A 21,418-nucleotide genomic window follows, 5' to 3' on the forward strand; every position below is an offset into this window, starting at 1 on the left:
CCGATATGAAAAAATATATTCTTTCATTAGACCAAGGAACAACAAGCTCACGTGCAATTTTATTCAATAAAAAAGGTGAAATTGTTCATTCAGCTCAAAAAGAGTTTACACAACATTTTCCAAAGCCGGGCTGGGTAGAGCATAATGCACAAGAAATTTGGGGATCTATTTTAGCAGTTATCGCAACTTGCTTAAGCGAAGCAGATGTAAAACCAGAACAAATCGCTGGTATCGGTATTACGAACCAACGTGAAACAACGGTTGTATGGGATAAAACAACTAGTAAACCAATTTACAACGCAATCGTATGGCAATCTCGCCAAACAGCTGAAATTTGTGATGAGTTAAAAGAAAAAGGTTATAGCGAAATGGTTCGCGAAAAAACAGGTCTTTTAATTGATGCATACTTCTCTGGAACGAAAGTAAAGTGGATTTTAGATAACGTTGAAGGTGCAAGAGAGAAAGCAGAAAACGGGGATCTATTATTCGGAACAATTGATTCATGGCTTGTATGGAAACTATCTGGTGGTAAAGCACACGTAACAGATTACTCAAACGCATCACGTACGTTAATGTTTAACATTCACGACTTACAGTGGGATGATGAGCTTCTAGACATGTTAACAGTACCAAAGAGTATGCTTCCAGAAGTACGTCCATCATCTGAAATATATGGAGAAACAATTGATTACCACTTCTTCGGTCAAAATGTACCGATTGCAGGTGTAGCTGGTGACCAACAAGCAGCTTTATTTGGACAAGCTTGTTTCGGTGAAGGTATGGCGAAGAACACTTACGGAACTGGTTGCTTTATGTTAATGAACACAGGTGAAAAAGCAGTAGCTTCTGAGCACGGTCTATTAACAACAATTGCATGGGGAATAGATGGTAAAGTGAACTACGCATTAGAAGGAAGTATTTTCGTAGCAGGTTCTGCGATTCAGTGGTTACGTGACGGAATGCGCATGTTTAAAGATGCAAGTGAGAGTGAAGTATATGCTTCTCGCGTTGAATCAACTGACGGTGTATACGTTGTACCAGCATTCGTTGGACTAGGAACACCTTATTGGGATAGTGAAGTACGCGGCGCTATGTTTGGTGTAACACGCGGTACGACGAAAGAGCATTTCATTCGTGCAACGCTAGAATCTTTAGCTTACCAAACGAAAGATGTATTATGCGCAATGGAAGCAGATTCAGGTATTGAACTGAAAACATTACGCGTTGATGGCGGAGCAGTTAAAAATAACTTCTTAATGAAGTTCCAAAGTGATATTTTAGATGTTCCTGTAGAGCGTCCAGTGATCAACGAAACGACAGCTTTAGGTGCAGCATACTTAGCTGGTCTTGCGGTTGGATATTGGAAAAACCAAGATGAAATTAAATCACAGTGGCATATGGACAAACGCTTTGAACCAACTATGGAAGCGGAAACAAGCGAAGAGCTATATGCTGGATGGAAAAAAGCAATTGAAGCAACAAAAGCTTTCAAATAATCATAAACAGTGTTATAATGGTGACAAGTTAATAATTCGGTAGGAGATTTGGAGAGACCACAACGCGCTATAGAGGCGAAATCTATAGCGGAGTTTGTGGTCTCTTTTTTCGTTATCAAAGGGAGGAATTACCATGAAATTTTCAAGTAAACAACGTAAAGACGTATTAAACGGAGTAAATAAACAAGAGTTAGATGTGATCGTAATTGGTGGAGGTATTACTGGTTCTGGTATTGCATTAGATGGAGCAACACGCGGGTTATCAACAATTGTGTTTGAAATGCAAGACTTTGCAGCAGGTACATCAAGTCGTTCAACGAAGCTTGTACACGGTGGTCTACGTTATTTAAAACAACTTGAAGTGAAAATGGTAGCAGAGGTGGGTAAAGAGCGTGCGATCGTATATGAGAACGGTCCCCATGTAACAACACCAGAGTGGATGTTACTTCCGTTCCATACAGGCGGTACGTTCGGATCATTTAGTACATCAATTGGTCTTCGTGTATACGACTTCTTAGCAGGTGTAAAACGAAGCGAGCGCAGAAAGATGTTTAACCGTGAAGAAACGCTAAACAAAGAGCCTCTTGTAAAAAAAGAAGGATTAAAAGGCGGCGGTTACTACGTAGAATATCGTACAGACGATGCGCGTCTTACAATTGAAGTAATGAAAGAAGCAATTGAGCATGGTGCGAAAGCTGTTAACTACGCAAAAGTAGACAGTTTCTTATATAAAGATGGAAAAGTATGCGGTGTACGTGTAATCGATTTACTAGACGGTGAAGTATATGAAGTTTACGGTAAGAAAATTGTAAACGCAGCTGGTCCTTGGGTAGATACACTTCGTGAAAAAGATAACTCGAAAAAAGGAAAAGTACTTCAGTTATCAAAAGGTGTTCACTTAGTAATTGATCAAAAACGTTTCCCACTCGGGCAAGCGATTTACTTCGATACACCAGATAAACGTATGGTGTTCGCGATTCCTCGCGGAGGAAAAACATACGTAGGTACAACAGATACGTTCTATGATAAAGACGCAGCTGTACCACAAATGACAACAGAAGATCGCACATACATCATTAATGCGATTAACTACATGTTCCCAAGCGTGAAAATTACAGAGAAAGACATTGAATCAAGCTGGGCTGGTGTTCGTCCGTTAATTTATGAAGAAGGTAAGAGTGCATCTGAGATTTCTCGTAAAGATGAAATTTGGACTTCTGAATCTGGTTTAATTACAATCGCAGGTGGTAAATTAACAGGATACCGTAAAATGGCTGAAATGGTAGTAGATTACGTAACGAACTTATTACAAAAAGAAGGTCATAGCGCATATCCGAAGAGCGATACGAAACATATGCCAATCTCTGGTGGACATGTAGATGGTTCACGCGGATTCCCAGCATTCGTTGCGAAAAAAGCTGGCGAAGGTACGAAATATGGTTTAACAACAGCACAAGCAGAAGAATTCGCGAAATTCTACGGCTCTAACGTTGACGTACTATTTGACTTAGCGAAAAAACATAAAGACGAAGCGAAAGAATACAACATGCCGCTTGACGTTCTAATCCCACTTGTATACGCAATGGATTACGAAATGACAGCAAAACCAGTTGACTTCTTCGTACGCCGCAGAGGCGCTGTATTCTTCAACATCCACTGGGTATACGAGTGGAAAGAAGCAGTAATCAACTACATGGCTGCGAAACTAGGCTGGAGCAAAGAAGAACAAATGAAATATACAGCTGAACTAGAAAAAGCACTAACAGACGCTGTAATTCCTGTAGATCAACAAGAACAGGCAGCTGCGTTAGCATAAAATAGAGAACCACCTGAAGGGGAGCCTTTAGGTGGTTTTTTCTCTTGACTAAAAATAAATAAAATGTGTTACAATGATGATAGAGTATTTAGTATGAATTTTGCATAAAATAAAGAAGACAGAAGCCTGAGAAACTTCTGCCTTTGTAACCTAACTTGCTATTGTGGTGGTAGTAGGTGCGGTTATAGGACAATTACATTAACGTTTTAGCCGAGAACCGCCCTTACCTTTTCCACGAAGCAGGGTGGTTCTCGCTTTTTTGTATACAGAAATTAGCCATGGACCGACGTATCTTCTACCGATGACAACGCCAGTTCCGGTTAGGATACCGTACACTAATTTAATTACAAACATCGCGATCATTTTATCACCTCCCCCCTTTTTTCAAAATGGAAGAGATGATTACCACACCTACTAGTTATAGCTTATTAAGTTACATTTCCATTGTATTATGTTTTAAAATAGGGAACAAGACATATGGATAAAAATTCCTATCTTTAAGCAGAGCATAAGTATCAAGGGACAAGAAGCAAATAAATATACATAAAAAAACGGTATGGACATTACCATCCATATTTTTTTATGTATTTATAAAACTTTTCCATACAGTGCGTCGTCTAATATATGGGAAGGAGGAAATGATGTGGTGGATGAATTAACGATAGAAGCGTTTGAAATAGAAGATAAGGAGGACCTTATCGACGAAATAATGAACAAGTATGGACAAGAAGTCTTACAGCTTGTGTATTCGTATGTGAATAATAAAGAAATTGCGGAGGATTTAACGCAAGATATATTTGTGAAATGCTATAAATCTCTTCATACATATAAAGGGAATTCAAACTTAAAAACATGGCTATGGAGAATTGCGATTAATCATTGTAAGGACTATATAAAAAGTTGGTATAACAAAAAGGTAATCGTTACAGAGGATGAATCTGTGTATATTGGGGTTCAAAATGATAGTGTCGAACAAACTGTCATTCAAAATGCGGAGGATAGTAGGTTGGCTTTGGCAGTAATGAGTTTACCGATAAAATATCGAGAAGTCATTTATCTATTTTATTATGAAGAGTTATCAATTAAAGAGATTGCTACGGTAATAGACGTGAAAGAAAACACGATAAAAACGAGATTGAAAAAAGCGAAGGAGCTTTTGAAGGAAGGATTGGAGGAATAATCAAATGGAAGATCGATTAAAAGGCTTGCGAAAATCAATGGAGAACACAACGTTTAAACATTTGAGTTTTTCTGATCAACATCGAAAGCGGGTGCGCGAAAAAATCAAGCAATCATCCGAAAAGGAAGAAGATATCCTTTTAGCGGTGTTACAACTTCTTATGAATGAAAAAACAGGTTATGAATTGATGCAGTTGCTAAGAGGGAGAGGGATTCAAAAATTCGAAGGTGATGAAGGGTCTCTATACACTTTATTACATCGTTTAGAACAGAACCGCTTTATCCAATCTAGCTGGGATCACGCAGGAGCTAAATATTATCAATTAAATGATAAAGGAAACAAGATGTTGCGAAAGGTAGAGAAAAATGCTATGAAGGCGCGATTTATATTAAAAGGATTAGTACAGGAGTGAGAAAAAATTGAATAAAAAAGGGGAGCATTTTTTAAAAGAAGTTACGAACCATATAAAATCAAAAGAAGCGAAGGACTTGGTGGCAACAGAACTAGACTTTCACTTGAAACAGGCCAAGAATATGTGGGTAGAAAAAGGGTTAAGTGAGGAAGTTGCGGAAGATAAGGCCGTTGAACAAATGGGAAGTCCAATCAAGCTTGGCCAGGAACTTAATAAACTACATAAGCCAAAGGTTGATTGGTTCTTAATTGGTTTATTAGTGGCTGCGATGGGGCTAGGATTTTTGCCAGTTTTAGCTCTTGGACATGCTGACTTATTAATGAATAAGGTGATATTTGTAATTCTTGGTGTTACAACAGCGATTGGGATGATGCTATTTGATTATCGGAAGTTAGAGAGACTCGGGTGGCTGTTTTATACAATTGGTGTACTTATCTTGTTAGCTATAAAATGTTTTCCGACTATTTCTGTGAATGGGGAAGCGTTAATAAAAATTGGTCCCATCAAAATTGACTGTTTAATGACAATACCATTCTTTTTTCTAGCCTGGGCTTCATTTTTTAATAACAGTAGATTAAAGTTTATACATCTTTTCATGCTGTACGTATTTTCTTTATATCTATTTTTAACTACATCAATTATGGTGCCGATTTATATTTATATTACGATGGTATTCGTTATGCTTTGGTGGAGTAAGCTAGGAAAGAAAACAGCATGGCTCATTACTATTTTACCAATTTTTCTCTTCATTATTAGGGATTTATTTTCCTGGTCTGCTGTAAAAGAATACCGGATAGCTAGAGTTTTAGGGTTTTTAAACCCAGAGCATGATCTATGGTATTTACGTTTAAAAGAGGCGATGTCGTCGGCAGGTTGGTTTGGTACATATGGAAATATAAAGTCTATCCCTGCTGCGCATACTGATTTTGTATTTGCAAGTTTGACTTACTATTATGGATATGTGCTTGCGCTAGTTCTTGTCATTATTCTTTCTCTTTTTGCAGTAAGAATAATGAACATAGCTTATAAAATAAATGACGGTTATGGTAAATTGCTGCTCGTTGGCGGAGTGACTCTTTTTGTAATCCATTTTATTTGTAACGTTGGCATGATTTTAGGATTATTACCGCGTGCTTCTATATCATTACCTTTTATTAGTTATGGATTAACACCAACTGTATTTCATGCACTTTTAATGGGAATCGTGTTAAGTGTATATAGGCGTAAAGATATGTCATTTAGAATGAAGAGGACACCTTGATGATGATCAAGGTGTTTTTGTTATATGTAAAAAGAATTCACTATTATAATCAACTACGGCATACTAAAAGAACAGAAAAATTTATAGGGAGGACAAATAAATTGAGTAACCTCACTCGTTTACGCACACAAATTTTAATAACGAACACTTTCATGGAACTATTAAGAGAAAAACCATTCTCAGCGATTACGATTAATCATATTTGCGAAAAAGCAATGATACATAGAAGTACGTTTTATCGTTATTACGTAGATAAGTATGAGCTCTTTAGTGCCACGGTAAATGCTGTCGTCATAGAGTTATTTGAACAAGCTAAGCAAGATTTAAATTTAGAACGTACATTTTTTGAAGCAGTAATTGACTACATAGATGTGAATCGTACGTTGTTTTTTAACGTTACGACTAAAAATAGTAGCCGTGAATTATATGATAAATTGATCCAATTTGGCGCAGAGGTTTTATGTGAAAATGCAATGCGATATAACGACCCCCTTTCAAAGCAAATCCGAAATTCAGATTATCCAAATGTGCTATGTGATTTTTATTGTAGCGGATTTTGTGAAATCGTAAAAAAATGGGTAAATAATGAATATCCATATTCAAAAGAAGAACTCATCCAGATCGTTAATAGTTTTCTAATAAATGAACCAAAATAAGACATATGTCTCATTTTGAGACTTATATTCATTTTTATTCATCGTTTTCCTCCAAAGCCTATGATAAATTATTGAGCATAGCAGAGGAGGAAAGAAAAATATGAATAAGGTTTTTGATATAATTGGACGTTTCATCATCAAGTACGCAAAGATGAATATTGCACTTATATTATGTTTAACGATATTTTTCGCATTTGGTATAACAAAACTTGAGATGAAGATGGGGAATGATGTATTTCTAAGTAATACATCTGATGTTTATAAAGATACGGAAACGTACCAAAAACATTTTGGTGGAGATGGTATATACGTATTACTTAGTGGAGATAGTAATAAATTGCTTTCGCAAGAAACAAACAAAGCGATTGTAGAGTTCACTACAAAAGCAGAAGGTATAAAAGATATTACAGGATCGACGCATTATGTAGGTTTATTAAATGAAATGTTAGCTGCTCCGTCTGCTTCTTTTTCGGCATTTGATACAGGAGCAACAAATCCGAAACTAGAAACAGCTTTGAAAAATTCTATTTCAAGCGAAAAAATGAACGAAATGAATAGTAGTGTAAAAAATAGCTTAACGGATGAGCAACGTGAAAAAATGAGAGTATTTATTCAGCAACAACTTACAGCTGAACAAATGCAAGAAATACAAAAACAATTAATCGCGCTCGGCCATGAACCTACGGTTGATGAGCAAGAGAAAATAACACAATCGGTTTTAACAGAAAAGCAAAACGATGAAATCACAAAGTATACGCAAAGCATGTTAACAGAGCAACAAAAAGATAACGTGCAACGAGATATGATGAAAGCTCTACCAAACGTTCAAAATATGAATAATGATTTACTTCATGAAATCGTCTTTTCTAATAAAGGGAAAGTGCCAGACCAACTGAAACAACTCATTCCTGAGAATGGAAAACACGTTGTGATTCAGCTGCACACATCGAATAATACAGAAATGACGACGTATGTACGGATAAATAAAGAGCTAAACGAACTTATTGAAAATACGAATTTCAGTCAGGGTGTAACAGTGAAAATGGCTGGAATGCCTGCTATTTTAGGTGATATACAAGAAGAGGTTATAACGACATTAGGAATTATGCTCGGTTTAGCGGTTATATTAATGATTGTCGTACTATTCTTCGTATTCCCTGTAAGACGTCGCGTTATTTCATTAGCTTTTGTGCTAATCGGATTAATATGGACATTTGGTTTCATGGGGTGGGCTGGAATCCCGATTACGCTCGCAACTATGGCGACATTACCAATCATTATAGGCCTTGGCACTGACTTTGGTGTTCAATTTCATAACAGATATGAAGAGGAATTTAAAACGAGTGGATTTGATGCGAAACGCGCAACACGAAATGCCGTTCGTCACATTGGACCTGGCGTAGGGATTGCAGTTGTGATTATGAGTTTAAGCTTCCTGACAATGTATTTATCGAAAGCGCCGATGATGCAGCAATTTGGTTTAACATTAGCGATTGGTGTTTTATTCTGTTACGTTGTTGAATTATTATTGATGTTCTCAACATTCTACTTATTAGATCGTAAAAAGGAAGCGCCTAAACTAAAAAGTGATGCAGATAAAAACACAATGCTATCACGCTTCTTAAATCAATATGCTAATCTAGCTATGAAACTCGCAATTCCTATTTTAATCGTTTCTGTTATTTTATCTGGTCTTGGATTTATGGCAGAGAAGTCTATCCCGACTGAAACAGACTTAACAAAAATGATTCCGCAAAATATGGAGACATTAAAAAATACGAAACAATTACAAAAGATAGTTGGCTCTACAACGTATATTACGTACTTAGTAGAAGCAGAGGACGTCACGGAACCGAAAGTGATGTCTTGGATGAAACGCGAAAGTGAAAAGGTAGAAAACAAATATAAAGATGTGAGTGATGTTATATCACTGCCTAGCGTTATTCTACAAATCAATGGGAAAGATATACTATCAGAATCCGCTTCGCAAGTAGAAAATGAACTTAAAAACGTACCAAATTCTCTGAAAGAAACTGTTATAAGTAAGAACAAAAAGTACGCCACAGTTAAGTTCCAAGTGAATCCAGATCTTTCTTCTGCTGATCAATTAAAATTAATGCATAACATATTAAAGGACATGAAGCCGATAGATGGTGTGAAAATCAAGCCAGCGGGCGCGCAAGTTATGATGCTGTATGGTATTGATAACATCGGTGCGAATAGTGGACTAATGATTGGCGCAGGGCTGCTCATTATTTTCCTATCTTTATTCCTTGTGTATCGCCGCGTAAAACATGCGTTATATCCATTAATACCAATTGTTTTAGTACTAGGGTTCTCTCCGGGTGCTTTAAAACTTCTTGATATTTCGTATAATCCGCTAACAACGGCGCTTAGCTGCCTTGTACTTGGTATTGGAACAGAGTTTACGATTCTTATTATGGAAAGATTCCGTGAAGAAGAGGAAAAGGGACTGTCTCCTCAAGAAGCAATTCGTGTTTCTCTTTCAAAAGTAGGGCAAGCCATTACCGCTTCAGGATTAACAGTAATTGTTGGGTTTTCAACGTTAATTTTTGTTAACTTCCCGGTTTTACGTGAATTTGGTATTACAACTGTTATTGATACGACACTTTCTTTATTCTGTGCTTTAACAATATTACCAGTCTTAATCGTTTTGTTTCAAAAACGTAAATAGATAGTAGGAAGAGGGTTATGATAAATAACCCTCTTTTTCTATTTAAATAAGTGAACTTCCTTTAATAGAAGTACATAATTTAGAATGAGAAATTGATTCAGCTAATTGCTTTAAATAAGCGTATTCTTCCGCATCTTTTTCGGAAGTGTTCGGATCTAATAATGGTGAAGATAGCAGTACATCAACGGTAAGTATGTCTGCATCATGAGAAATGATGTTATAACCTGCAAATACAGGTCGTTTTAAGTCTTTTACTTTTTGAATCATCTGATGGAATTTCGTAACACTTATATTGATTTTCGCTAATGGAAAGCATTTTTGGTTGGGATTCTCGATGGTTTTTCTAATTTTATAATCGTATACGTAATAGTATTTCTCTTGCTGCTCAAGCGCTTGCAACTCTTTCGTTAATAAGTGGTATTTGTCTGTAAGTCCAGTTGTGAGTGCATCGTGTTCTTCGCCAACTAGTATGGTGAAAGGTCTTGGTGATGGGATTGAAATGGTGCGGATGTTTAGGTCGATCAAAGTGGGATTAGATTGTACAATGGTATGTAATTTTTCGGTAGGAAATTCACCGTCATAAATAGCGATAAAATAATGGTTCATTTTTTCACTCCTTAACTTTTTCTAAACTGATATATTCTATTTTTAAGGTGTAAATCCTGCATAAAAAAGAAACACCTTGATTCATATCAAGGTGTTGTAATAAGCTCAAAACTCTCTGAATCAGCCCCAAGCACAAAAGGACTAACCTCGCCAACACTATAAAGTTGCAACTCATGCATCGCGCGCGTACAAGCAGTGTAGAACAATCTACGTACGCTCTCATCACTGTATACATCTTCAGAAGCATCATAAATAATAACAGCGTCAAATTCAATACCCTTCGCTAAATAAGCAGGGATCACGACAATACCTTGCTCATACTCGGCTGAGTTACTCTTCACGAGTTTAATATTCTCGATATGACGGAGTGCTTCGTATGCAGCGGCGCTTTCAGTTGCGGATTTACATATAATTGCGATTGTATTGTGATTTTGTTTTTTTAGTTCGGTAACTTTTGTAGTAATATGCTCGTGCAGTTCGCTGTAATCAGCTACTTTCGTTACTGTAGGTTTCTCGCCGTCGCGTTCAAAGGCGTGAATGTTCTTCCCTTCCGGTACGAGAGCACGTGTAAATTCAATAATCGGTTTTGTTGAGCGGTAGCTACGAGTTAAGTTAATGCCGTTCGTTTCATCTGGTCCGTATAAGCTAGTAAGTGTATTGAAATTCACTGCCTCACTCGCATGGGCAAATATCGCTTGGTTAAAGTCTCCGAGTACCGTCATTCTTGCAGCAGGGAAGAGACGTTTTAAGAACTCGAACTGAAACGGAGAATAATCTTGCGCTTCATCTACGAGTACGTGTTTAATCGATCTGTTCGTTTGGAAGCCTTCAATTAATTCTTTTAAAAGTAAAAATGGAGTCGCATCCTCGTAATATAGCTTTCCTTCATCAAGCATGTTCACCGTTAGAGAGCAAATGTCATCCCATTCTTTTGGTTTTTCTCCAGTAACCCATGATGCGTCTGTGAAGAGTTGTTTATAGATTCCTGTGAAATTGATGAAGCGCAGTGTTTGAACGCCTTTACGAAGCGGCTTCAATTTTTTGCGGACAATCATACGTCCCAGGACTTTCGTTTCTTTCTCATAGTCATTAAAAGAGTTGTCGTCAAACTCGCCTTTTTTCTGCAAGTATTTATAAGCCTTTTGATATTCATCTTTACTAAGTAATTCAATTTCTTCTTCTACCCAAGGCTTTTTCAGTTCTGCTTTTTCAAGTGCATCTATTTGTTTATTTAGCCAATCCGTTAACTTCTCAATTCGACTATGGAAGCGGAGGGAGGAGTCAGTATTGTAAAATTGCTCTGTAATTTCTTTAGCTGAGGCGATTAGTTTCCCTCTAAATTTCATTCCTCTAAATAGCATGCCTGAAGTTTCAAGAGATTGTCTGTACGCTTTAATCATTTCGAAAAATTGAGTGGATGCTTTAAATCGGATGCTCGCATTTCTAATTTTGTAATTTGCGCTATTTGTTTCAGTTAGCATATATTCTAATTGTTCGTAAGGAGCTTCCACATCAAATGACTTACTTAGTCTATGGTTTAAATATTCTTGGAATGTTACTTGCTGCATATTTTCTTCACCGAGTTCAGGTAGTACGTTAGATACGTAGCTATTGAACATAGAGTTAGGGGAGAAGAGAATAATTTGATCCGCTTTTAGCCATTCGCGATATTTATATAGTAAGTAGGCGATTCGCTGCAGGGCAGCTGATGTTTTACCACTACCAGCAGCCCCTTGAACGATAAGGAGTCGGCCTTCATCGTGACGGATAATTTCATTTTGCTCACGCTGAATTGTAGCGACGATGCTCTGCATATGTTTGTTTGTACCTTTTCCGAGCGCTTGTTGCAGAATTTCATCACCAATTGTGAGGCTCGTATCGAACATGGAATCAATCTCGCCATTTTGAATAATGTATTGTAATTTTTTCTCCACATTACCGCGAATTACGCCGCCTGGTGTGTTGTATTCAGCCGGTCCTGGTGGATAGTCGTAATAAACACTTGAAATTGGGGCGCGCCAGTCATAAATAAGAAAGTGTTCTCCGCTTGCATCAGTAAGGGTAGAAACACCGATATAGATTTGTTCTGCGGCAGGTTCGCCTTCTTCAGTGAAATCGATGCGTCCGAAGTAAGGTGCTTTTTGCATACGTCGCAGCGCGGCAAGTCGATTAAAGGTGTGTTTATGGGTGATTTGTGTAACAGCTAGTGACTGAGCTTGTTGTCTTAAGTTGATAACTGTTTCAAGGTAATCGTCAAAAGTATCTGTATTCACTTTAACGTCATCCCAGAAGTGTTTACGGATGTTGATTACTTCTGCCCGGCGTCTGCCAGTTTCGTTTTCCAGCTTATCAATTTGCTGCGTAATCGTTTCGATTACGGTATCCAATCGTTTTTGCTCTAGATCAAGTTTTTTGTTCATACGTAAGCACTCCTTTAAAAGTGAAAAATAGAGGTTGACTGAAGAAAGGTTTTGTTGTACAATTAAGATAAGGATAAATACGTTCTGTGTATTTTAGAAAACGTGTTTCTGTACTAATTTAACATAGTTTCTTAATTTAATCAATAATGATGAGATAAACCCTTGGTTCCACGCGTTGTGAATCAAGGGATTTTTTGTTTTTCTGTAAGAAAGAGTTGCGATTTTATCGAGGATGATCTAAGTAAAGTATAGAAACAATCAGGAATAGGGGGATACTGATGGAAAAATATTTTGAGGAAGCACATCGTTTTTGTTCTCGTAATAGAAAGCACTTAGAAAAGGATGTTATATGTGGTTGTTTCTATTGTTTAGAAATTTTCCATCCAGAAAAAATTACAGAGTGGTGGGATGATGATAACACAGCAGTTTGTCCGCATTGTGGGATTGACTCTATTATAGGGGAAAGTTCAGGATTTAGAATCACAGAAATGTTTTTAAGTGAAATGCATAAAAGATGGTTTTAGTTAAACGAATGACAAAATAAACTTTCGGTAACGAAGATAGTGTAAAACTAACTAAGATTTTACACTATCCATAAAATGAAAAAGACATTATCCTTTCTATAGAATCGAAGAGTCAATCATGTAATTTCATTTACCCAATCTGTATACAATTTCCCCCTGGAAGAGGGGACATAAAAAAGCTCGGGCTTAGCCCGAGCTTTTCATTATTTCTTTTCGTCTTTTTTATCGTCAGCTTTTGGCTCTTTGAAAAGATCTTTTAAATCTTTATCGTCAACTTTTACGTCAGCTTTTTTGATTTCTTTCATCATAAGATCGTTCATGAATTGAGCATCTTGCGTTTTTTCTTGAGCTAGTGATTTTTTAATATCAGCTTTTGCTTTATCGAAAGTAGCATCTGCGTGATTATCAGTTACTTTAATAATATGGTAACCAAATTGTGTTTTTACAGGTTCGCTTACTTCACCTTTTTTCAACTTTTGAGCTGCTTCTTCAAATTCTTTTACCATTTTCCCTGGTCCGAAGAATCCTAAGTCGCCACCTTTTTCTTTTGAACCTGTATCTTCAGAGTATTGTTTTGCTAATTCTTCGAAAGATTTACCTTGAGCAAGTTCATCTTTCACTTTTTTAGCAGTTTCTTCATCTTTTACAAGGATATGACTTGCTTTAATTTCCTTTTTATAATCCTCGAATTTTGCTTTTACATCTTTATCAGTAATCGATTGTTCAACCGCTTTTTCTTGAGCTAATTGAGCACGTACACTATTTTTTATAGTTTCTTCTTTAATACCTTGTTGTTTCATTAGGGTATCGAATTGATCACCGTATTGTTTTTTCATTTCATCGAACTTTTTGTCTACATCTTTGTCTTCAACTTTGTAGTTTTTAATAAGTACTTTTTCCATAACCATGTTGTTTAGTACTTGTTTACCAGCTTGTGTCTTCATTTGATCGTAGAATTCTTCTTTTGTAATGTCACCAGCTTTAGATGTAACGATTTTGTCTGATGATGATGTTCCACATGCTGATAATGCGATTACACTTGTTGCGGCTAAGGCAAGCATAGCTTTCTTCATTCGATAAACACTCCTACTATTATGTATTTTTAATTTATCCTACACCGATGAATTTTAAATTCATAAGAGCCCGATTAAGTCTCACTGATACTTTTGCTTTTTTGTATTGGTAAAGCGCGCTTAACAGGGCTTACCGTGGCTGAGGATAAAGTTTTGATGAATGTTTTGTTCTATAGTATAAGCAATATGTACAAAATTTAATATATCATATTTCGACGCGTTTTCATATTGATAAAGAAAAATTAACCAGTACGTGTCAGATTTTGAAAGTGTGCCATATTGGGCGTATGCCGCATATACAGAATAGAGGAGGGGATGGGGATGAATTCTCAACTTATTTTATTACTTGTACTGTTTATTTTATTGGTTATTGTAGGTATAATTTGCTTATAGAGGAAAAAAGTGAGGAAGGGGCTTTCCTTCCTCACTTTCCATGAAATATAATTTCTATATAACTAGAAATTAATAAAATTGTTATACATACATTAATAACCCGAAAGACACCGGGCTGGCGGCTCGCAGCTATTTGTTTTCGTTCACACAGTGTATGTGTCATGAAATTCGTGTAAAATATAACAAGAAGTGCGAATGCGACAAAAACAACTGTTATAAGTGTCATGAGGCGAGACCTCCTTTTGGCTAAAATACATATACATATATTGTATCACACGATATTTTGTTCGTGTTACAAAATTCAGAAATAGAAGACTTTGTGTTAGAAAGTGAGGGAGAAAATGGACGTTGTTAGAAGATTAGAACAAGCTGAATACTACGTAGACCTACTATTTAAAATGATTGATGAAGAGAAGTGTCCATTTTATTCTTTGATCATAAAGAAAAAAGCTCGTAAAAAAGATATTGAACGTATACTAAATCTTTGTGAAAAACTGAACGAGCAATATGTAGTGGAGAAAGCAGAAGGGCTTCTTTTGTTCGATGCGCTGTTAGATCAATTTGAAAAAGCGCTTCCACATCAGCTCGAAGTACACGAAACTGCGGAAGCGCTAGCAAAACAAGGTTTATTTAAGCCGCTTATGAATGAATTCTTAAGCATGATTGCGAAAAAATAAATAGATTATTTCTTAACTAACTTTTGATCGGATTCTGTAAAGTTCTCTTCAATATCTTCTAATGATTTCTCAAAAATATCGATAAAGTCTTGTCCGTAAATATTACGCAGGATTGCAATCAGTTCGATATTTTCTGGGAACTTCCCATAAAAATTACGAAGTGCAAGAGCCCCATTAAACACTGAATTATTTTCAGGATCATACTCTTCCATTAAGCGAAGTAGTAATTCTTCCCCTTTGTCTGTAATTTCAATGTACGTATTTCGTTTATCATCTTCCTTTTTTGAGAATACAAGATAGCCGCGTTCTTCCAGCTTTTTCGAGAAGTTAAACGCCGTTGATACGTGCATAACTCCAAACTTAGCAATCTCAGAAATAGAAGCCCCTTTTAAATGATAAGCGATTGTTAAAATATGATGTTCATTAATATTTAAATCGTAAGGTTTAATCCACTGCTGCCAATCTTTCTCTACACATTTCCATAACGCTTTCGATAATTGAGCAATGCGTTGGCTGAAAATCATCGCTTCTTTTACCGAGTAATCTTTTTCTCCACTTTTCATTTACTCACCCACTTTAACATTCTTTTTCATTACTATCTATTATGCCAGTAAAATAAAAATTAATAAAGTCTTTTTGTAAGAATTGTGAAAATTTTTTAACAAAATGACATTCTATACAAATCATGCATAACTATGGAAGCGTTTTATGAGTCGTGAATACATGCGTTGTCCTTACATGTTAATTGATAACATATATTGTAAATGCATAAAAACACGGCATATCTATACGATATGCCGTGTCAAGGTCAATTTATATAAAAAATATTTGTTATATGCAAAAAACTAAGCAGGAATTTGTTTACGCTTTTTCTGGAACAGCTTCTTGCAGTTTCTCAATTGACTTTTGGATGTCCAAAATTTCTTTCTCAATATGGCGCTTGTTTTGAGAAATATCTTGTTTCCAGTTAGAAAGTGTGTCTTGCATGTCATCTTTTAATTCTTGGAACACTTCTTTACCTTCTGAAGCAGTTTCAACAATTTGACGCTTTAATAATTTCGTATCAGCTGTAATATCAGCTAAAGTCTTTTTAATATCATTTCCTTTTTCTTTTAACTTGCCGCGCATGTCTTTACCAGAAGAAGGAGTTGAGAAAAGGACGGCTAGTCCAGCAACTGCTCCCCCGCAAATAACACCTGTAATAAAGGATTTAGCTTTTGACATAAAAGGAGACCTCCTTATTTTTGTTCGTATTCATGATGTAAAACAATATGCATATCTTTCTTATATGTGCTATGCACAAAAAAATCATCCCTGAGCATTTTAAGTGAAGAAACAAGCCATGCGGAATTTGATGACTTCAGGGAAGTGGCTTGTTATGTATTACGCCTTCTTATAGTGTCATTATTTCACACTATTTGCAATTGTACTTGCGATGTTTTGTAAATTTTCCATAGTGTATTCATTTTGGTGTGATTTCCAAACAGCACCGAAACCATCTTTTTCACCGTAGCGTGGAATTAAATGAAGGTGGAAGTGGAACACAGTTTGTCCAGCTTTTTCACCGTTATTGTTAAGTAGGTTAAAGCCAACTGGATTAAACTCTGCTTTAATCGCATTTGCGATTTTTGGAACGACAGAAAAAATGTGTGATGCGATTTCTGGCGTTAACGCAAAAATGTCTTGTTTGTGAACTTTCGGAATAACAAGAGTATGTCCTTTTGTTACTTGACTAATATCTAAAAATGCAAGCACATGTTCATCTTCGTATACTTTTGAGCAAGGGATTTGCCCGTCAATGATTTTACAAAAAATACAATTGTCTGCTGTATGATTCATTGATCTCATCCTTTCAAATATCCTTAGCCGTATTTTACCATAATTACATAAGAGAACAAACACGAAAAACAGGAAGCTGACTCAGCTTCCTGTTTTCTGAAGAGGGATTGAAAAAGCATTATCGTAATTTACGTTTCGCAGACACCTCATTTATTTAAGAAATGCACGGTAAATCGGCTAAAGTTTCTGCCGTAGACACCCCATTTTCAAGTGAAATGAATTGCAATCTTTTTTAAAATGAAATTGTTTATTTTTTAAAACAGTATATGCTCTTTCAGAGACACCCCGTTTCGAAAATGAAACAAATAATCTGGTTATGTGTAAATTTCATTGTCCAACATGGACACCCCATTTCATGATGACTTCACTATGTTGTTGTACTCATCAATTGGTGGTTGCTTTTTCAATGTGTTCCTTCTTCACTAATTATGATGTCCGCTTTCGGGAAAATATATGCTAATAAATTTAAAAATTTTTTTTGAGTACATGGATACTATGTAGTACAGCATAATTTTTGGTAAGATGAATATAGAATGAATACTAATGAAGAAAGTGGTGTCGTATGAGCGAGTTATTGCGTGTAGAAAATGTTACAGGAGGATATACGAAACGACCTGTATTAAAAGATGTTTCGTTCTCTGTTAATAAAGGCGAACTTGTCGGCTTAATCGGTTTAAATGGAGCTGGTAAAAGTACGACGATTAAACATATTATCGGTTTAATGGAACCGAAAAAAGGAACTGTCACAATTAATGGGAAAACAATTCGTGATGATATGACAGCGTACCGTTCTAGTTTTTCGTTCATCCCAGAAACACCAGTATTATATGATGAGCTAACGCTAGAAGAACATTTGAAGTTAACAGCGATGGCGTACGGTGTCGATGAAAAACAATACGAAGAACGCGTAGGACAACTATTACAAGAATTTCGTATGAAAAATCGTTTAAAATGGTTTCCGTCTCATTTCTCAAAAGGGATGAAACAAAAGGTAATGATTATGAGTGCGTTTTTAGTGGAACCATCTCTTTACATTGTGGACGAACCTTTCGTTGGGCTTGATCCGTTAGCAATTCAATCACTCCTTCAAATGATGGATCAAATGAAAAAGAGCGGTGCAGGTATTTTAATGAGTACACATATTTTAGCGACAGCAGAGCGTTATTGTGATTCATTCATTATTCTGCATCAAGGTGAAGTAAGAGCGAAGGGAACATTATCTGAACTGCAATCACAGTTTAATATGCCGGGTGCAACGCTAGACGATATTTATATTGCATTAACGAAGGAAGAAGATTATGAATAGCACAGCATTATGGAAAGAACGATTTCGTCACTTTCTAAAAGAAGTTCGTACATATAGTAAATACGTATTTAATGATCATTTGAAATTTATTTTTGTATTCATCATCGGCGCAGGAGCGTATTATTATCAGCAATGGTTACAAACGTTAACACCTTCGTTTCCGGCGGCGCTCGTTATGGCAGTGTTGCTAGGACTCGTATTAACGGCTGGATCAATCCAAACGTTATTAAAAGAAGCGGATCTCGTTTACTTACTGCCAGTTGAACAAAAATTAAAACCATACTTTACAAAGGCATTTCTTTTTACGTTTATGATTCAGTTATACATAATCGCAATCGTAGCGGCAGCGCTTGCCCCGTTATATTTCCAGCAAATGAAGCAAACAGGAGCGGCTTACATATGGATTGTGCTCGCGTTTGTCATTGTAAAGGCGTGGAACTTATTCGTCGCGTGGGAAAAGTCATTTTTAACCGATCAAAATATACAAAGAGCAGATTGGTTCATTCGTTTTATTTTAAACGGCTTATTTGTATACTTCCTTGTAGAACGTACTTCCGTTATGTTTATTGGCGGAATCATACTTCTCATGGTGTTATACCTTGGGCTGCTGCATCAAATGGTGAAGGGAAAGCCGCTAAACTGGGAGTATTTAATTTCTGAAGAAGGTAAGAAGATGATGCTGCTGTACCGCATCGCGAACATGTTCGTTGATGTACCAGCATTAAAAGAAAGAGTATCTCGCCGAAAATGGCTGGATTTCATTCTGTCGATAATCGGCGAAAAGCGTACATATTTATACTTATATACGAGAACATTTTTAAGATCAGGTAACTATTTTGGATTATATGTGCGTCTGCTCGCTCTTGGCGGAGTTATTCTTTACTTCATTCCATTTTTATATGGACGATTTATCGTAAGTTTTATTTTCCTATACTTAATCGGTTATCAGCTATTAACTTTATGGAAACATCACCGCATGAAGATTTGGCTTGATTTGTATCCGATAGGGGGAGAAGAGAAGAAGAAAGATTTTCTTACTTTACTAAATGCGATCCTTATTACCGGCAGTGTTATATTTACAATTATATTTGCACTTGCGACGAAAGATTTCATGATGACGGGAATTTTACTAGTCGTGAGCATAGTATTTAGTATCGGTTTCGTTTATCAATACGGGGCAAAACGTATTGAGCGTTTAAATTGAAGGGAATGAACCTATGATTACATATGAAGAAAAGGTTATAAAAGAGCTGGAGCAGTGGAAAGCTACATTCATGAAAGATTCTTCTATGATGACACGGTTCTCAAAGAAAGTGCAGACGAAAGTACAACAGCTTATTCCGGCGAAAGTGCAAAAAGTATTAACAGAAACGATTCGGATGATGGTACAAACAATTAGCGCCGGATCAAACTTTATAAAGCCGAAATTAAAAGAGACGAACTGGTCATTGCAAAGACGAGACGATGAAGTACGTAAAAAAATGGATGAGTACAAAAAAATAGCAGCGGCAGAAGGAGCAGGGACGGGAGCAGGCGGTATTCTCCTTGGCCTTGCTGACTTTCCGCTTTTACTCAGCATTAAAATTAAATTTTTATTCGATGCAGCAACATTATACGGATTTGATACGAGCGACAAAGAAGAGCGCCTTTTTATCCTTCACGTTTTCCAGCTTGCCTTTTCAAGTGACGACCACCGAAAAGAAATATGGAAAGCAATCGAAACATGGGATACAGAAGAAGAAAATCATATGGACTGGGAAAAGTTCCAAACAGAGTACCGAGACTATATCGATTTAGCAAAAATGCTTCAGCTCGTACCCATAATCGGTGCCCCAGTCGGCGCGTATGCGAACTATCAATTACTGCAAAGACTTGGGGAAGTAACGATGAATTGTTATCGTATGCGGTTGCTGAATAGGGATTAAAAAGAAGGCGTCCTACATGTGTAATGTAGGACGCCTTTTCTTAGGAGCTAAGTCCGATATAGCTAACTCCAACTATAATCAATACGATAAAAAGTACAATGATTAATGAAAATCCGCTCTTACCAGCTTGTCCCGCTTCACCGCCGCCATTACCACCAAGTCCCATATGATATCCTCCTTATTGTTATATGTTGCTTTTACTTTATAACTTTCTGTATTTTCCAATAAATACCTTATGTAGTGCTAACTAAATTGAAAATCATTTCGTTTTGTTTTATAATTTACTTACCGACCGGTAAGTAAAAATAAGTGAGGTACAGTATGACGAAGAATTTACAAACATCGCAGAACATTGTAGAGGCATCATTTAAACTTATGGCAGAACACGGCATTGAGAAGATGAGTCTTTCCATGATTGCGAAAGAGGTAGGTATTTCAAAACCGGCTATTTACTATCATTTTTCTTCTAAAGAAGCGTTAGTTGATTTTTTATTTGAAGAGATTTTTTCTGATTATCATTTTGCAAATTACTTCGATAAAGAGCAGTATACGAAAGAAAACTTTGCAGAAAAGCTAATCGCAGATGGTTTACATATGCTCTCTGAGTATGAAGGGCAAGAAGGAATACTACGCGTTATCAATGAATTTATCGTAACTGCATCGCGAAATGAAAAGTACCAGAAACGTTTATTTGAAATACAAGAGGATTTCTTACATGGTTTCCACGATTTATTGAAGAAAGGCGCGAGACTGGGCGTCGTGTCACAACATGAAACGGAAGAAAATGCTCATACGCTAGCGCTTGTGATCGATAATATGAGCAACTATATGCTCATGGGATTCCATTTAAAGTATAAAGAAATTTGGATTCGAAATGTGAAAAACGTCATGAAGGAGGAGTAAAGATGAAAATGCAAAAAAACTGGTGGCTCGGTTTTCTTGGATTTATTGGAGTGTATAAAATTCCAGGTATGATTGAAGTTTTTCAAGCGGATGGAAGTTGGATGAAACTAATAGGTTTCATTTGGCTACTTTGGTTCGGATATTTTATTCCGGAGAAGAAAGAAGATTAAATTTCAATTTTCTGTAAAGTTATGTAAAATATAGATTGGGAGTATTCATATATTAGATTACTAGAT

23 protein-coding genes are annotated in these 21,418 nt (G+C 36.4%); 14 read left to right on the forward strand and 9 right to left on the reverse strand.

Features of this window, described 5'->3' with window-relative positions:
- Positions 1 to 5 precede the first annotated feature (5 nt).
- Together glpK and glpD are read left to right on the forward strand one after the other, a co-directional pair.
- Positions 6 to 1,496, forward strand: coding sequence for a glycerol kinase GlpK (gene glpK, locus N2V79_RS05180; protein ID WP_000760007.1), 1,491 nt, complete (start codon positions 6 to 8; stop codon positions 1,494 to 1,496).
- A 133-nt stretch (positions 1,497 to 1,629) separates the two neighbouring features.
- Positions 1,630 to 3,312 carry an aerobic glycerol-3-phosphate dehydrogenase gene (gene glpD / locus N2V79_RS05185; protein ID WP_098255789.1) on the forward strand — a complete coding sequence of 561 codons (1,683 nt, stop codon included), beginning with the start codon at positions 1,630 to 1,632 and terminating at the stop codon, positions 3,310 to 3,312.
- Between the two features lie 198 nt (positions 3,313 to 3,510).
- Here glpD and N2V79_RS05190 read toward each other — a convergent pair whose 3' ends face one another.
- On the reverse strand, positions 3,511 to 3,675 hold the full coding sequence (locus N2V79_RS05190; protein WP_098777030.1) for a hypothetical protein: 165 nt from the start codon (positions 3,673 to 3,675) through the stop codon (positions 3,511 to 3,513).
- 283 nt (positions 3,676 to 3,958) lie between these two features.
- Between N2V79_RS05190 and N2V79_RS05195 the strand changes: the two genes are divergently transcribed.
- The 5 genes from N2V79_RS05195 to N2V79_RS05215 all read left to right on the forward strand — a co-directional run bounded on the left by N2V79_RS05195 (position 3,959) and on the right by N2V79_RS05215 (position 9,516).
- Positions 3,959 to 4,492 carry a sigma-70 family RNA polymerase sigma factor gene (locus N2V79_RS05195; protein ID WP_029442066.1) on the forward strand — a complete coding sequence of 178 codons (534 nt, stop codon included), beginning with the start codon at positions 3,959 to 3,961 and terminating at the stop codon, positions 4,490 to 4,492.
- Between the two features lie 4 nt (positions 4,493 to 4,496).
- On the forward strand, positions 4,497 to 4,904 hold the full coding sequence (locus tag N2V79_RS05200; RefSeq protein WP_029442067.1) for a PadR family transcriptional regulator: 408 nt from the start codon (positions 4,497 to 4,499) through the stop codon (positions 4,902 to 4,904).
- A gap of 7 nt (positions 4,905 to 4,911) precedes the next feature.
- Positions 4,912 to 6,165 (forward strand): FtsW/RodA/SpoVE family cell cycle protein, encoded by a 1,254-nt coding sequence (locus N2V79_RS05205; protein ID WP_340719640.1) that lies wholly within the window; start codon positions 4,912 to 4,914, stop codon positions 6,163 to 6,165.
- Between the two features lie 101 nt (positions 6,166 to 6,266).
- A complete protein-coding gene (locus tag N2V79_RS05210; protein ID WP_340719641.1) occupies positions 6,267 to 6,821 on the forward strand; it encodes a TetR/AcrR family transcriptional regulator in 555 nt (184 codons plus the stop codon).
- 100 nt (positions 6,822 to 6,921) lie between these two features.
- Positions 6,922 to 9,516 carry an efflux RND transporter permease subunit gene (locus tag N2V79_RS05215; RefSeq protein ID WP_340719642.1) on the forward strand — a complete coding sequence of 865 codons (2,595 nt, stop codon included), beginning with the start codon at positions 6,922 to 6,924 and terminating at the stop codon, positions 9,514 to 9,516.
- A gap of 42 nt (positions 9,517 to 9,558) precedes the next feature.
- Here N2V79_RS05215 and N2V79_RS05220 read toward each other — a convergent pair whose 3' ends face one another.
- Together N2V79_RS05220 and helD are read right to left on the reverse strand one after the other, a co-directional pair.
- The gene (locus N2V79_RS05220; RefSeq protein ID WP_340719643.1) at positions 9,559 to 10,122 is read right to left on the reverse strand and encodes a hypothetical protein; all 564 of its coding nucleotides are present in this window, start codon (positions 10,120 to 10,122) and stop codon (positions 9,559 to 9,561) included.
- 86 nt (positions 10,123 to 10,208) lie between these two features.
- Positions 10,209 to 12,542: an RNA polymerase recycling motor HelD gene (gene helD / locus N2V79_RS05225; protein WP_340719644.1), complete on the reverse strand. Its 2,334-nt coding sequence runs from the start codon at positions 12,540 to 12,542 to the stop codon at positions 10,209 to 10,211.
- Between the two features lie 278 nt (positions 12,543 to 12,820).
- Here helD and N2V79_RS05230 point away from each other — a divergent pair, with 278 nt between their 5' ends.
- Complete coding sequence (locus N2V79_RS05230) at positions 12,821 to 13,066, forward strand: hypothetical protein (protein WP_000417115.1); 246 nt, start codon at positions 12,821 to 12,823, stop codon at positions 13,064 to 13,066.
- Positions 13,067 to 13,269: 203 nt separating this feature from the next.
- On the opposite strand, the gene prsA is transcribed toward N2V79_RS05230, so the two are convergent.
- Together prsA and N2V79_RS05245 are read right to left on the reverse strand one after the other, a co-directional pair.
- Entirely contained in the window at positions 13,270 to 14,139 is an 870-nt protein-coding gene (gene prsA / locus N2V79_RS05235; protein WP_000710064.1) for a peptidylprolyl isomerase PrsA, read from the reverse strand.
- Positions 14,140 to 14,563: 424 nt separating this feature from the next.
- Positions 14,564 to 14,758: a hypothetical protein gene (locus tag N2V79_RS05245; RefSeq protein WP_000172690.1), complete on the reverse strand. Its 195-nt coding sequence runs from the start codon at positions 14,756 to 14,758 to the stop codon at positions 14,564 to 14,566.
- 115 nt (positions 14,759 to 14,873) lie between these two features.
- Between N2V79_RS05245 and N2V79_RS05250 the strand changes: the two genes are divergently transcribed.
- Positions 14,874 to 15,209 (forward strand): DUF1878 family protein, encoded by a 336-nt coding sequence (locus N2V79_RS05250; RefSeq protein ID WP_000383655.1) that lies wholly within the window; start codon positions 14,874 to 14,876, stop codon positions 15,207 to 15,209.
- 5 nt (positions 15,210 to 15,214) lie between these two features.
- Here the strand turns inward: N2V79_RS05250 and N2V79_RS05255 are convergent, their stop codons facing one another.
- From N2V79_RS05255 to N2V79_RS05265, 3 genes are all read right to left on the reverse strand, one after another.
- A complete protein-coding gene (locus N2V79_RS05255) occupies positions 15,215 to 15,772 on the reverse strand; it encodes an HTH-type transcriptional regulator Hpr (RefSeq protein ID WP_000834924.1) in 558 nt (185 codons plus the stop codon).
- Between the two features lie 298 nt (positions 15,773 to 16,070).
- The gene (locus tag N2V79_RS05260; RefSeq protein WP_000030302.1) at positions 16,071 to 16,433 is read right to left on the reverse strand and encodes a YtxH domain-containing protein; all 363 of its coding nucleotides are present in this window, start codon (positions 16,431 to 16,433) and stop codon (positions 16,071 to 16,073) included.
- A 180-nt stretch (positions 16,434 to 16,613) separates the two neighbouring features.
- Entirely contained in the window at positions 16,614 to 17,048 is a 435-nt protein-coding gene (locus N2V79_RS05265) for an HIT family protein (protein WP_001016835.1), read from the reverse strand.
- 562 nt (positions 17,049 to 17,610) lie between these two features.
- Between N2V79_RS05265 and ecsA the strand changes: the two genes are divergently transcribed.
- From ecsA to ecsC, 3 genes are read left to right on the forward strand one after another with little or no spacing between them, the layout of a single operon-like run.
- Complete coding sequence (gene ecsA / locus N2V79_RS05270; protein WP_001292603.1) at positions 17,611 to 18,354, forward strand: ABC transporter ATP-binding protein EcsA; 744 nt, start codon at positions 17,611 to 17,613, stop codon at positions 18,352 to 18,354.
- On the forward strand, positions 18,347 to 19,558 hold the full coding sequence (gene ecsB / locus N2V79_RS05275; protein ID WP_095691280.1) for an ABC transporter permease EcsB: 1,212 nt from the start codon (positions 18,347 to 18,349) through the stop codon (positions 19,556 to 19,558). The genes ecsA and ecsB overlap by 8 nt, the downstream gene beginning before the upstream one ends.
- 13 nt (positions 19,559 to 19,571) lie before the next feature.
- Positions 19,572 to 20,279: an ecs operon protein EcsC gene (gene ecsC / locus N2V79_RS05280; protein WP_095691279.1), complete on the forward strand. Its 708-nt coding sequence runs from the start codon at positions 19,572 to 19,574 to the stop codon at positions 20,277 to 20,279.
- Between the two features lie 40 nt (positions 20,280 to 20,319).
- Here ecsC and N2V79_RS05285 read toward each other — a convergent pair whose 3' ends face one another.
- The gene (locus tag N2V79_RS05285; protein WP_078400423.1) at positions 20,320 to 20,445 is read right to left on the reverse strand and encodes a YjcZ family sporulation protein; all 126 of its coding nucleotides are present in this window, start codon (positions 20,443 to 20,445) and stop codon (positions 20,320 to 20,322) included.
- A gap of 155 nt (positions 20,446 to 20,600) precedes the next feature.
- On the opposite strand from N2V79_RS05285, the gene N2V79_RS05290 reads away from it, so the two are divergent.
- Positions 20,601 to 21,182, forward strand: a complete 582-nt coding sequence (locus N2V79_RS05290; RefSeq protein WP_016082590.1) for a TetR/AcrR family transcriptional regulator — start codon at positions 20,601 to 20,603, stop codon at positions 21,180 to 21,182.
- Positions 21,183 to 21,184: 2 nt separating this feature from the next.
- The gene (locus N2V79_RS05295; RefSeq protein WP_176470996.1) at positions 21,185 to 21,352 is read left to right on the forward strand and encodes a hypothetical protein; all 168 of its coding nucleotides are present in this window, start codon (positions 21,185 to 21,187) and stop codon (positions 21,350 to 21,352) included.
- The last annotated feature ends 66 nt before the right edge of the window (positions 21,353 to 21,418 follow it).

The sequence above is a fragment of the Bacillus sp. CH_70 genome, assembly GCF_038007045.1.
Lineage (GTDB): Bacteria > Bacillota > Bacilli > Bacillales > Bacillaceae_G > Bacillus_A > Bacillus_A cereus.